Here is a 13,044-nt window from a genome sequence, read left to right on the forward strand (position 1 = left end):
AGGAGGCTGGATGACATTTAGTGTCAGATAATCTTATGAATATGCATATACCCTATGAACACTTAACAAGAGCACAAAAACTGTTCCTGTATGTTGAGACGAGACAGCCTATATTAGATGAAAAAGCAATTTTTTCTGATGGTACAAATTTCTACAGGATGCCACAAGAACCAACAAGTAAGGATACAATTAAGATACGTATTCGAACGGCTAAAAATAACGTAGAGGATGTATGGCTTTGTAGTGAAGGAAAAAAGATGCCCATGTCCGTAGAGTTTTCGGATGAGTTATTTGATTACTACAGTGCCGAGATGCCCCCGATTGCGAAATTGATAAAGTATTATTTTGAAATCCATGCCGGTAATTTGAAATGTTACTATAACAAAAGAGGGGTAACAAGAGAACCGGATGCCTATTACCATTTCATGATGGTACCGAACTTTAAGACGCCGGACTGGGCCAAAGGTGCAGTGATGTACCAGATTTTTGTAGATCGTTTTAACAACGGTGATCCCTCCAATGATGTGGTGGATAACGAATATCTTTATGTAGGAAAACTTGCAAAAAAAGTTAAGAAGTGGACGCAATATCCAAATCCGGATGGTATTAGAGAGTTTTATGGTGGAGACTTGCAAGGGGTTATGGATAAACTGGATTACCTTAAAGAATTGGGTGTTGATGTGGTTTATATGAACCCTATTTTTGTGTCACCTTCCAATCATAAGTATGATACTCAAGATTATGATAGTGTTGATCCACATTTTGGAACCATTGTATTAGATGGTGGTAAGGTTCTTGATGAGCTCAAACCGGATAATAATAATGCTACAAAATATATCACCAGAACAACCGAACCTGCGAATATAGAAGCAAGTAATGCCTTATTTATCAAGTTGGTTGAAAAAGCACATGCCCTTGGTATGAAAGTCATACTAGATGGCGTTTTCAATCACTGCGGTTCCTTTAATAAATGGATGGACCGAGAGAAGTTCTATGCCCATGCTAGAAATTACGAGGCAGGTGCTTATACTTCAAATGTCAGTCCATATGTAACTTTCTTCCACTTTCATAATCGACAATCGTGGCCGGACAACCCACATTACGACGGTTGGTGGGGCTATGATACCCTGCCGAAATTGAATTTTGAAGGATCACCGAAGCTATATCGTTATGTACTTGAAGTGGCTAAGAAATGGGTTTCCCCACCTTATAATGCCGATGGATGGCGTTTGGATGTAGCAGCAGATCTTGGCTATACTAAAGAATTTAACCATCAGTTTTGGCGCGACTTTAGGAACACGGTTAAGGGCGCTAATCCGGAAGCTCTTATTTTAGCAGAGCATTATGGTGATCCAAGCGATTGGATAAAAAATGGTGATCAATGGGATACTGTGATGAACTATGACGCCTTTATGGAACCGATCACTTGGTTTTTGACAGGTATGGAAAAACATAGTGATGAGTTTCGTGGAGATTTGCTAGGGAATCATAGGGCATTTTTTGATGCCATGACCCATAATATGTCTAGGTTTCAAGAACAGTCTCTACAAGTGGCCATGAACGAGCTATCCAATCACGATCATAGTCGTTTTTTGACGAGAACAAACCATAAAGTAGGTAGAACCCATACCCATGGACCTGAATCCGCTTCAGAGGATATTAACTTTGGTATTATGAAGGAAGCGGTTGTGATTCAGATGACTTGGCCGGGTGCACCTACCATCTACTACGGAGATGAGGCTGGACTTTGCGGTTGGACAGACCCGGATAATCGAAGAGCATACCCGTGGGGCAGAGAAAACAAAGAACTTCTCAATCTTCACAAGTGTCTCATCAGCATGAGGAAAGCTTGTTCGGCCTTGAAAACAGGCTCCATTAAATTTTTACATGGTGAACATATGGTCATCAGTTATGGACGTTTTGATGAACAAGATAAGATTGTGGTGGTATGTAACAATGGTAGTGAAGAAAAGAGTGTTAGAATTCCGGTTTGGGAGATTGGTATCAGAAATATGGATGTATGCCAGCAAACCTTAGAAACCACGAAAGATGCTTTCTTTACCAATGAAGTTAACTACTCCGTAATCAAAGGTCATATAGAGGTGAAACTTCTCCCGCATAGTGCTAAAATTATCAAACGTAAAAAAACAGAAAATCAATAGTATAGAGCCAAGAGGCTACGCCTCGCTTTGTAAAAAATAATATTAGAACCTCAAGTTAGGGATTGATTTTAATCATTGACTTGAGGTTTTTTGTGGTTGAAGTTCAACTAAATAGTTTTACGGCCTAAGCACTGTGTTAAAGCATCAAAACTAAGTTTCACTAATCTACCTGTAATACATAGTACCGTAGAAGCGTTCGATACTATGTAACTTTGACTGAAGTTCAACTAAATAGTTTTACGGCTTAAGCATTCATTGACTGAAAATTTTAAAAATGGTAATATTAAGGTGAGATATGTAAAATTATGGTAAAGTCGTTTGTTTTGACATTTGAGGAGTACTTATGAAGACTTATCTGGAATTGTTTCTTGCTTTTCTAAAAATTGGCGCTTTCACTTTTGGTGGCGGCTATGCCATGATCCCTTTGATTGAAAAAGAAGTTGTTGTCCATAAGAAATGGGTCCATAAAGATGAAATTATTAATCTTTTTGCAATAGCACAGTCAATACCTGGCGCTATTGCTATTAATACATCTACTCTAATTGGTTATAAAGTTGCGGGGCGTCGTGGTGCCATTGCGGCGACCTCAGGTGTCATCTTGCCCTCCTTTGTCATTATCATTACCATAGCTACTTTTTTTAGCATGATTGCAGATACGCCTGCAGTAAAAGCTATATTTCTTGGTATTAATGGTGCTGTGGTTGCCTTGATTCTAATGGCTGCTAAAAAAATGATACAAAGTGCGGTTGTAGATGGGATGACGCTCATGATTTTTATTGGGACAGTTCTATGTGTTACCCTTACAAACATGAGCCCTATATGGGTTATTGTTCTTGGTGGTGTATTAGGGATGGTTTCTTATAGACAAATCCGAGAGAGGAAAAAACCATTATGATTTACTGGGATTTGTTTGTTACTTTTTTTAAAGTGGGCCTGTTTAGTTTTGGTGGCGGTTATGCCATGATTCCCCTTATATCCAGTGAAATCCAAAGACATGGATGGTTACTTGAAAGTGAGTTCGTTCAGATTATCGGCATTGCGGAGATGACGCCGGGCCCGATTGCTGTTAATGCGGCTACTTTTGTCGGCTATAAGATGGGTGGCATAGGAGGATCGGCAATAGCGACACTTGGTGTAGCATTACCTTCTTTGTTGATTGTATTGTTTATATCTTCATTTTTCTTCAAACACAGTGAAAATATCATCATGAAAAAAGTGTTTTATGGTATAAAACCGGTAATCGCGGGATTAATATTTGCAGCTGCTCTATCTATAGGGAAAAGCGCTTTGTTTATTAACCATACCCCTAGTTTGAATCAGATAAACTTTAAAACTTTAGCTATTGGCATCATTGTATTGATTCTTGAGCTAAAAACGAAAATTCATCCCATAATATTGATCATAGGTTCAGGTATCTTAGGATTTATGACGATATTCTTATAAAGCTATACCATAATGACAAGTGAACGCAACAACACCCAAGAATCAAGGAGGTTGTTTTATGAGTAAAATCATATTTGCAGATGAGTATATACAGTTGGAAGAAGAAGATCAAAAAGTATGGATGCGTCAAAAGAAAATGGGCATGACCATCATGACATTTAACAATGATGTAGCCACCACCTTACCAAGACTGAGAATTACAAAATTCTCAGCACTAAGTGCTGCGCTAAGAGATGGATTGACAAGTACAATTGAGGTGGGCGAGTGGTTACCTCTTGTGGATATACGAATGACTAACGATGGCCTTATTGCAGAGGCGATTATTTTGATGACCCCTATAGAATACGAAACCTATGACAAAGAGAAGCTTAAAGGACAGATGCTCCTAGCCTGTAAAGATGCTAATATCATATACGGACTCAATATGGCGTTGGATTATAAAAATTTGATGCCTTTAGAAAAAATAACTGTAGCAGAAGGGCGACAACCTATTAATGGTGATGATGCCAAGATTAGAATGTACACCATCGGGGAAGTTGTTCCAAAAATCGTTGAAACAGGTGGTGTGGATCACTACGAACTGAGTGTTATCAACCGTGTGAATGAAGGTGACTGGTTGGGAGAAAGATTAGAGCCTACCCCTGGAATACCCGGTATGACAGTAACAGGTCAAGAGATTCCACCTATTCCAGGTCATCAAGAAGCTTTGGTTTTTGATACGAATTCTGTAATCAGTGTATTGAATGAAGAAGAGGGAATTACCACATTATATGCCAAAAGAAATGGTGCTGTTGTTTATACGGACAATCTGATTAGTGTACAAAATGCCATTCGAATAGATGGTGATGTTGGCTTTGCAACAGGTAATGTGGATTTTGATGGCTTTGTAGAGGTCAATCATACAGTGGATGATAATTTCACTGTCATAGCTACTGAAAATATTCAGATTTTAGGTAAGATGGGTATTGGTGCTGTATCCCTGATTGAAAGCAGAATGGGTGATATATATGTCAAGGGTGGTATAGCCGGTAAACATAAAGCCATTATAAAAGCTAAAAAAAACATTTATACGAAGTTCGCTTCTGACTGTACCATCATCTGTGAAGGTACAGTCCATATCGGATTCTATGCTATGAACTGCGACATTACGGCAAAAGAAGTCATCTTGGAATCGCCATCAAGTAAGATTATCGGTGGTGTAATACGAGCATCAGTCAAAGTAGAAGCCAGTGAAATAGGCGGACGTGCCGGTATTCATACAAAAATCATCGTGGGTGGTTTTGATCGGGAGAAAATTACACAAGACTACAATATGCTAAGTACTGCAGTAGAACTTACGAAAGAAAAGCTTGATCATTACAGAAAAACTTATGAAGCCTTTGGTAAAAGAGAAATCAATCAAAAAGATTATAAAGATTATGAGGAAACCAGACACAAATACATGACCTATAAAAAAAGGCTTGCGAATCTGTATGAGACGCAGAAGAATTATATTAGTTATTTACACACCAAAGGTTTAGGAGAAGTAGTAGCAAAAAAACTCATTTATCCGAATGTCCTGATTAAGCTTTTGGACAAACAGATTTTAGTGAAAGATAAGTCAAACCTGCCCGTGCGTTATTATTATGAAGACCATGAGATTAAAGTCATATAGATATCGGAATATTGACAATCATTATCAATTGATGGATAATGGTATGTAATACTTCGGAAAGGAATGATGCAAATGTCCACATATAAAGACTTAAGAATAAAAAGCATTGTAATCAGTGAAGGCAGTAATAGAACACCGAATAGAGCGATGCTTCGTGCAGTAGGATTTACAGATGAAGATTTCTTGCGACCTATGATTGGGATAGCCAGTACGTGGAGTGAGGTGACACCCTGTAATATGCACCTAGATCAGCTAGCAGTATCGGCTAAGAAAGGCGCAAGGGAGGGTGGCGGTGCACCTCTTATTTTTAATACTATTACAGTTTCAGACGGTATTGCCATGGGGCATGAAGGCATGCGGTATTCTTTACCGAGCAGAGAGATCATAGCAGATTCTATAGAAACTGTGATGGGTGCAGAACGTTTTGACGGTATCGTTGCCATTGGAGGTTGCGATAAGAATATGCCGGGTTGTATGATTGCCATTGGTAGAATGAATCTTCCGGCGGTTTTTGTATATGGCGGTAGTATCCAACCCGGTAAAAGTAAAGGGAAAGATATCGATATTGTTTCGGCTTTTGAAGCAGTCGGTAGACATAATAAACATGAAATTGATGATAAGGAACTGCACCAGATTGAGTGTAAGGCTTGTCCGGGACCGGGTTCTTGTGGTGGCATGTATACGGCCAATACCATGTCATCAGCAATAGAAGCTATGGGCATGGCTTTGCCAGGAAATGCATCAAATCCGGCAATAGGGAATTCAAAAGCCCAAGAGTGTGAGGATGCGGGTAAAGCAGTTATTAGATTGCTTGAACAAGATATTCGCCCTAAAGACATCATGACAAAGAAGGCTTTTGAAAATGCTATCACCGTGGTCATGGCTCTTGGTGGGTCTACCAATGCTTTTTTACACTTGATGGCAATGGCAAATGCTGTTGATGTGGATTTAAACTATGATGATTTTGAAAGAATAAGGAAAAATGTACCTCATTTAGCAGATTTAAAGCCAAGTGGTAGATTTGTTATGCAGGACTTGAGCAATGTTGGTGGCGTACCAGGTGTCATGAAGTTATTGCTTCGCGCAGGACTGCTTCATGGAGACTGTATGACTGTAACCGGAAAAACATTGGAAGACAATCTTAGAGACTTACCGGATCTAACCCAAGGACAAGAAGTTATCAGAGACATGGACCAACCTCTAAAAAAAGAAGGCGCACTCTATGTTTTGAAAGGTAATTTGGCACCGGAAGGTGCTGTGTGTAAAATGTCCGGTGTAAAGATTAAGAAGATGCGTGGACCGGCTAAAGTATTTGACTCGGAAGAGGCAGCTATAGAAGCGGTCATGGCGGACAAGATTATGGAAGGTGATGTGATTGTCATACGTTATCAAGGTCCAAAAGGTGGGCCGGGTATGCCGGAAATGCTTTCCATCAGTGCCATCATTATCGGTAAAGGTTTAGGTGGTAAAGTTTCTTTACTCACAGACGGTCGTTATTCAGGTGGTAGTCACGGCTTTGTGGTCGGGCATATCGCACCGGAAGCTCAAGTGGGTGGACCGATAGCATTAATAAAAAATGGTGACAGTATTATTATAGATTCAACCAAAGGTGAAATTGACGTAGAACTTACAGAAGCAGAATGGACTACGCGGCAAGAGTCATGGGTAGCCCCAGCGCTTAGGTATCAAAGAGGTGTTTTGGCAAAGTATGCCAAGTTGGTAGGCTCATCTTCAAGAGGGGCCATAACAGATTAAAACAAATAAAAGCTAAATAAAAAAAGCAGTGTTCAAAGACGAATTTCTTTGATCACTGCTTTTTAGATAAAAACTTTCTGAAGGAGTAGCATATAGACAACAGTACCGCTTATGATACTGAGCAAATTATTGCGCTTCCAAAGATGAAGTACGCCTGTCGTAAGGATGGCAATAAATACTGGAAGGCTATGGATATAATCAAGAGGATTAATGTCCTTTAGACTATAGATAATCAGCATACTCATAACAGCTGGTGGTAGATACTTGCCAAGATAAGTCACCCATAAAGGGGTTTTCTGATGTTTTCCAAACAATATAAAAGGAGATATGCGTATAAGATAGGTAACCAGAGCCATAACAAGAATCAGAATAAGGGTCATGGACGCACCTCCTTTGATTCAATTATTGACTTGCTACCCATAAGCCCGATTAATATCATAACCATGGCAGGCAAAATCATGTTTTTTGGACCAAAGACCATGACCGCGATGAGGGAAGTGGCAAGTCCGATCAAGGAGGGTCTGTGATCTTTATAGCCCAGCCATTGCTCGATGAAAATAACAACAAATAATGCGGTCATGGCAAACTCAATACCAGTCGTATCAAAAACTAGCCAAGAACCAAGGAGATATCCAATAAGCGTACCGGAAATCCAATAAAGTTGATTCAGAAAAGAGACAGCAAAAAATAGATTTTCGTGGTCCATATCCTCTTTTAGTGCAATGGCACAGAGTAAAGAGTAAGTCTCATCGGTAAGGGCAAAAATCATATAATGTTTTTTAAAACCAAAAGTCTTAAAAAGATCGATAAAAGACAGGCCATAAAATAAATGACGGATATTAACAAATAGAGTAATAATCGCCACCTGTAATATACTGACGGGATTAACCAAAAGCTGTATGGCCAAAAATTGCATAGCGCCCGCATAAACAAGAACACTCATAAGTAGCGCTACCCAAAAATCTAGGTCCGACTTAACAACCAGAAGACCAAAAGCAATACCCACAGAGATATAGCCAAGAAGCACCGGTATGGTCAATGGAAATGCAGATCTAAAAACACGTTTCATAATACACCCCCTAAAATTAATCCTCTCAAGATTACCATGTACATGCATATTATTCAATAGAAAATCTATTTAAATACATCTTTAACCTATATTTTTAAATCGTTAATAAAAATAACGCCAAAGTCGATGATTCTCACCAACTTCGACGCTAAAAGTAATTCTATAGTAATTTAATATCAATCAGCAATAATAAAGTTAGCCAACATCGACCATGAAGTTCCTTTTACTCTACACTCTCCAATACACCAAGTACAGTCTTTTCTATCAACTCAATAATAGCAGCAGCACGTTCATCTGTATCACCTTTGGTATAAATATAGAGCTTAATTTTGGGCTCAGTACCGGAAGGTCGAACAGCATACCAACTACCATCATCCAACATATACTTCAATACATTAGAACTTGGAATATCCATGTAACCACCTAAATAGTCGATGGCTTCAACGGTCTTAAAAGCCCCAATCTTTTGAGGATAATGGGCTCTATAATGGGTCATCATTCGACCAATACGGTTTTGTCCTTCTACACCGTCAAGCACCAACGAGATTTGCTTTTCTTTGTAATAACCATAAGTTTTATAGATTTCATCAAGAACGTTCAATAAGGTTTTACCTTTGGATTTGTAATAACCGGCGGCTTCACAAAGCAACATGGTAGCACTAACACCATCTTTGTCGCGTACACTTGTGCCAACGGAATAACCAATGCTCTCTTCATAACCCAAAATGTACTGGTATCCTTCGTTAGCAAGCTCAGGAATACGGCCACAAATGTTCTTAAAACCTGTTAAAGATTCAAATGTGGTGAAGCCATAATCAGCAGCGATAACCTTACCTAAATCCCCTGTGACGATGGACTTAACAATGGCTGGTTTGTTAGGTAGAATACCTTTTTCTTCCATGCTTTGTGCAATATATTGGACAAGAATGGCGCCGGTTTGGTTACCGTTAAAAGGTACATAGTTCCCAGCCTGATCAAGAACTTCAATAGCAAGGCGATCTGCATCAGGATCAGTTGCAATAAGAAGTTCAGCACCAAGTGATGAACCGAGTTTCTCGGCATATTCAAAAGCCCTAGGATCCTCTGGATTTGGATAATCAACGGTGGTGAAGTTAGGGTCCGGATGTTCCTGTTCAGGGACAATGGTGATTTGGGTGAATCCTTTTTCACGAAGTACACGCATGACCGGAATGCTGCCGGCACCATTTAAAGGCGTGTAGACAATCTTGATGTCTTTTTCTACATCCTGATCACGCAGAGATAGAGATTTGACCATTTTGATGTAAGCATCGTCTTCCTTTTGCCCAAGCATAACCAATAAGCCTTGATTAAGGGCCTCTTCTTCTGTAATCATTTTGGCACCATTAAAGATTGGCACTTGGTTGATTTTTTCTGTCATCCCATTAGCGATATCATCCAGTACTTGTGCACCGTCTTCCCAATAGACCTTATAGCCACTGTACTCTTTAGGATTATGGCTGGCGGTTACATTTATGCCGGAAACAGCGTCCAGTTCTCTAAGGGTATAAGAGAGCTCTGGTGTTGGTCTCAAACTTTCAAAAAGATAAGCCTTAATACCGTTAGCAGCAAATACCAATGCTGTTAGCTTGGCAAACTCCGGTGCAAAATGTCTGCAATCATAGGCGATTACGACGCCACTGTCCATATATGCTTTGCCATAATCCAGGATATAATCGGCAATGCCTTGTGTGACCTTTGCTACGATATAAGTATTCATGCGATTGGTACCGGCGCCAAGTTTACCCCTTAGTCCTGCAGTTCCAAATTCAAGAGATTTATAAAATCGATCTTGAATTTGTGCGGGATCATCTTTGATACTTAATAATTCTTTTTTGGTGTTTTCATCCACATCATCACTGCTTAGCCATGATTCATATATGTTCATATAATTCATTTTATCACTCCCTTTTCTATTCTAGATTTCATTTACTAGACTGACTGGTTTGAGTATAACATTAATAGACATGAAAAGAAATATGTCATTATGTCATTATGTATCTGCCGGAAAGAAATAATTAAAGTAAGTACCAGATGAAATTAAGGTTATTGGAATTTATTGATGATTTATAGAAGAAAATCATGTATAATTAACACTAACAATGTGCAAGTGGTTAAAACCAACGATAGACGCAGAGAAGCTTGGTTTTGACGTTTTAGCCATAATTATTTGTATAACTTAGAATGAAAGAGGTGTCATAATGAACATAACAACAATAAGTGATGATATATTTAAACTAAGTGTTTCTTTAGAAAATGTGCTTTTTGAAGGTATTTGGGAGATTCCAAGAGGGGTTTCTGTCAATTCATACATTGTCAAAGGTGAGAAAATCGCGTTGGTGGATGGCGTCTGTGGATGGGATGGTGTTCCTGAACACCTTTTTGAGATGCTTGATCAGATGAATATGAAAATTGATGATGTGGATTACCTGATTATTAACCATATGGAACCGGATCATTCCGGTTGGCTTGAAGATCTAAGAAGTATAAAAGCCAATCTAAACATAATCTGCACAAAACCTGCAGAGCAGTTACTTGAAGCATTCTATGGTCGTGTCGACAACATACGTGTGGTAAAAGACGGTGATACGCTGGACCTTGGTAATGGACGCATCTTAACATTTGCAACCGTACCTAACGTTCATTGGCCAGATGCTATGGTAACCTATGACACAATGACAAAAACATTATTTTCTTGTGATGTTTTCGGAACCTATGGTTATATTGAAGGAAAGCATTTTGATGAAGATTTAACAGAAGAGGAATTGGTCATATTTGAAGAGGAGGGTGTTAGATACTACTCCAATATTGTAGCGACTTTTTCAGATTTCACCAAGAAAGCATTAGATAAATTAAAAGACATAGAGATTAAAGTAGTTGCTCCAGGGCATGGCTTGGTATGGCGTAAGAACCCTAGTAAAATCATAGATGATTATAAGCGATATGCCGCTTATCAAAAAGATCCAGATTTACATGAAGTAACCGTATTATATGGTTCCATGTATGGTATGACTGAAAAAGCAGTGCAGCATATTATTGAAAGTCTTAAAAACTATGATGTAAAAGTGAATGTTCATAGAGTACCTGAAACTTCATGGGGGACTATTTTGGCTTCCGTATGGAATTCACCTGTAGTAATCTTAGCAATGCCAACATACGAGTACAAGATGTTTCCACCTATGGCGGCTATTCTTGAAGAGCTTGGCAATAAAAAAGTTCATAACCGAAAAGCGCTTCGAATTGGTTCCTACGGCTGGTCCGGCGGTGCACAAAAAGAGTTGGATGAGATTATGAAGCATAAAGGGATGAAGTGGACATTTGTAGAGCCTGTTGAATTTAAAGGTGCTGCAGCCCAGTCAGACTATCAAAAAATGGATGAAGGTATAATAGAGTTGATGGAAATGATAGGTGTATCAGATACAGCCGTAACAGTTTAAAAGAATATATTCAATAGAATTGAGTGAATAAGGCTATGATTGAGGTCATTAATAACCTTAAAAAAAAGGAAATCATCTATCAAAAATCTGTAGACTTACTCAAACAGTATATTGAAAAAAAATACCCTGATTCAACAAGTGCTTATAGAGTCAGGGTTTTTGCCGATGCTGTTCATAAGATTATTAATGATCACATACGGGAATTTAGAAGAGGTGACCAGAAACGTATAAAAGAAGCTTTATTTTCAGAAGTTTCAGAAAAAGCAGTATTTTCAATCTGTGCCTATGATATTATGAAAACATGTGTTGGCCTAGATATAGACGAAGATACTTTTATAGAGCACTTGACCAGCTGGATCAACCACCAACAACCAGTACCGGTTAATCAAGATACCCTACTTCAAATAACACAAGTCATTAAAGAAGAACTTCTTCTGGAGATTAATACTGAAGAAGTGGACGAAGAAAGCCACGCATTATTAGAACAGTTAGAAGCGGCTTTTACAGCGAATGCAACACATTTGGATTCGGATTATCTGTTGCTTGATCCCAAATCATTAGATGAAAGATTTTTTGATATCAATTATAAGGATTTAAACAGTCAGACGACAGATAGATCAGCATCCTTTGAAGTTAAAGATATAACCATGACGGAAGAGAATCTTCAAGTAGATGAGTCTACTTTAGAAAAAGAAGTCAAGGATCCTCGACCAATTATTGTAGTAGAACGTGAGAGAACAATTGAACCTTTGATTCTTAGATCCGTCCAAAATGAGTTGGAAGAAGAACAGACATGGATTATGAGGCTGAAAAGCTATATAAATTTTGGTAGCTATAGGCGGGATCTTAAACAATTTGTTATTGTTATTGTGGGTGCTCTTGTATTGCTTGTGGTGGCTCTTGCCTTGATTGGTAAGTTATCAAGGACAGAAGACAACATAATGGTTCAAAACGATTTGTATATGACATGGCCGGTTGTTAATACAGAACAAATGGAAGAAATAGCACATCCGGAATCGGAAGATATTTTTATTGATGCCAGTCATTTAGATACAAGTATTCAGTATAAAGAAATTGACAAGACAGCGCTTAAAGCATGGCTTGAAGCGCGCAATGCTAAGATTAGCGAAGATATTTATTTGGAAAACCTTATTGATGTTTCTAAGTTATATGGTGTTAATCCTCTGTTGTTGGTTGCCATCACAGGGCAGGAGCAGAACTTTGTGCAAAAAGACCATGATTTTGCGGAGCTTATGATAAATAATCCATATAATATCTACAGAAGTTGGCAGCTTTACAACACAGATTTTGACGAGGCTACACGTATTGCATCAAGAACCATATTAACATTAAGTGAGGATCGCCCACTTGGTGAAGATCCTGTTAAGTGGATTAACCGAAAGTATGCAGAAGATAGCAACTGGCATCTGGGTGTCAATGCTTTTCTAAATGAATTAGAAGCTGTAGCCGGTCAATAAGGCCTACGGATATAAAAATAATTGTCTT

General features: G+C 38.7%; 10 protein-coding genes. 7 read left to right on the forward strand and 3 right to left on the reverse strand.

Annotation, left to right across the window (positions count from 1 at the left end):
• The first annotated feature begins 20 nt into the window (after positions 1-20).
• From PATL70BA_RS10440 to ilvD, 5 genes are all read left to right on the forward strand, one after another.
• Positions 21-2,162 (forward strand): glycoside hydrolase family 13 protein, encoded by a 2,142-nt coding sequence (locus tag PATL70BA_RS10440; protein WP_330509865.1) that lies wholly within the window; start codon positions 21-23, stop codon positions 2,160-2,162.
• A gap of 343 nt (positions 2,163-2,505) precedes the next feature.
• On the forward strand, positions 2,506-3,057 hold the full coding sequence (locus PATL70BA_RS10445) for a chromate transporter (RefSeq protein ID WP_125137302.1): 552 nt from the start codon (positions 2,506-2,508) through the stop codon (positions 3,055-3,057).
• Positions 3,054-3,605, forward strand: coding sequence for a chromate transporter (locus PATL70BA_RS10450; RefSeq protein WP_125137303.1), 552 nt, complete (start codon positions 3,054-3,056; stop codon positions 3,603-3,605). The genes PATL70BA_RS10445 and PATL70BA_RS10450 overlap by 4 nt, the downstream gene beginning before the upstream one ends.
• A gap of 58 nt (positions 3,606-3,663) precedes the next feature.
• On the forward strand, positions 3,664-5,259 hold the full coding sequence (locus PATL70BA_RS10455; protein ID WP_125137304.1) for a DUF342 domain-containing protein: 1,596 nt from the start codon (positions 3,664-3,666) through the stop codon (positions 5,257-5,259).
• 72 nt (positions 5,260-5,331) lie between these two features.
• Positions 5,332-7,014: a dihydroxy-acid dehydratase gene (gene ilvD / locus PATL70BA_RS10460; RefSeq protein WP_125137305.1), complete on the forward strand. Its 1,683-nt coding sequence runs from the start codon at positions 5,332-5,334 to the stop codon at positions 7,012-7,014.
• A 62-nt stretch (positions 7,015-7,076) separates the two neighbouring features.
• Here the strand turns inward: ilvD and PATL70BA_RS10465 are convergent, their stop codons facing one another.
• From PATL70BA_RS10465 to PATL70BA_RS10475, 3 genes are all read right to left on the reverse strand, one after another.
• The gene (locus PATL70BA_RS10465; RefSeq protein WP_125137306.1) at positions 7,077-7,394 is read right to left on the reverse strand and encodes a branched-chain amino acid transporter permease; all 318 of its coding nucleotides are present in this window, start codon (positions 7,392-7,394) and stop codon (positions 7,077-7,079) included.
• Positions 7,391-8,083, reverse strand: a complete 693-nt coding sequence (locus PATL70BA_RS10470) for an AzlC family ABC transporter permease (protein WP_172596204.1) — start codon at positions 8,081-8,083, stop codon at positions 7,391-7,393. Before PATL70BA_RS10470 ends, PATL70BA_RS10465 begins: the two co-directional genes overlap by 4 nt.
• A gap of 223 nt (positions 8,084-8,306) precedes the next feature.
• Complete coding sequence (locus PATL70BA_RS10475) at positions 8,307-9,989, reverse strand: phospho-sugar mutase (RefSeq protein WP_330509869.1); 1,683 nt, start codon at positions 9,987-9,989, stop codon at positions 8,307-8,309.
• A 313-nt stretch (positions 9,990-10,302) separates the two neighbouring features.
• Between PATL70BA_RS10475 and PATL70BA_RS10480 the strand changes: the two genes are divergently transcribed.
• Both PATL70BA_RS10480 and PATL70BA_RS10485 read left to right on the forward strand, forming a co-directional pair.
• A complete protein-coding gene (locus tag PATL70BA_RS10480; RefSeq protein ID WP_125137309.1) occupies positions 10,303-11,538 on the forward strand; it encodes an FprA family A-type flavoprotein in 1,236 nt (411 codons plus the stop codon).
• 35 nt (positions 11,539-11,573) lie between these two features.
• Entirely contained in the window at positions 11,574-13,016 is a 1,443-nt protein-coding gene (locus tag PATL70BA_RS10485) for a hypothetical protein (protein WP_125137310.1), read from the forward strand.
• The last annotated feature ends 28 nt before the right edge of the window (positions 13,017-13,044 follow it).

This window comes from Petrocella atlantisensis (assembly GCF_900538275.1).
GTDB lineage: Bacteria > Bacillota > Clostridia > Lachnospirales > Vallitaleaceae > Petrocella > Petrocella atlantisensis.

Coding starts and splice junctions, on each gene's coding strand:
- PATL70BA_RS10470 (WP_172596204.1), bottom strand. CDS start 8,083: ATGAAACGTGTTTTTAGATCTGCATTTCCATTGACCATACCGGTGCTT.
- PATL70BA_RS10480 (WP_125137309.1), top strand. CDS start 10,303: ATGAACATAACAACAATAAGTGATGATATATTTAAACTAAGTGTTTCT.
- ilvD (WP_125137305.1), top strand. CDS start 5,332: ATGTCCACATATAAAGACTTAAGAATAAAAAGCATTGTAATCAGTGAA.
- PATL70BA_RS10475 (WP_330509869.1), bottom strand. CDS start 9,989: ATGAACATATATGAATCATGGCTAAGCAGTGATGATGTGGATGAAAAC.
- PATL70BA_RS10455 (WP_125137304.1), top strand. CDS start 3,664: ATGAGTAAAATCATATTTGCAGATGAGTATATACAGTTGGAAGAAGAA.
- PATL70BA_RS10465 (WP_125137306.1), bottom strand. CDS start 7,394: ATGACCCTTATTCTGATTCTTGTTATGGCTCTGGTTACCTATCTTATA.
- PATL70BA_RS10450 (WP_125137303.1), top strand. CDS start 3,054: ATGATTTACTGGGATTTGTTTGTTACTTTTTTTAAAGTGGGCCTGTTT.
- PATL70BA_RS10485 (WP_125137310.1), top strand. CDS start 11,574: ATGATTGAGGTCATTAATAACCTTAAAAAAAAGGAAATCATCTATCAA.
- PATL70BA_RS10445 (WP_125137302.1), top strand. CDS start 2,506: ATGAAGACTTATCTGGAATTGTTTCTTGCTTTTCTAAAAATTGGCGCT.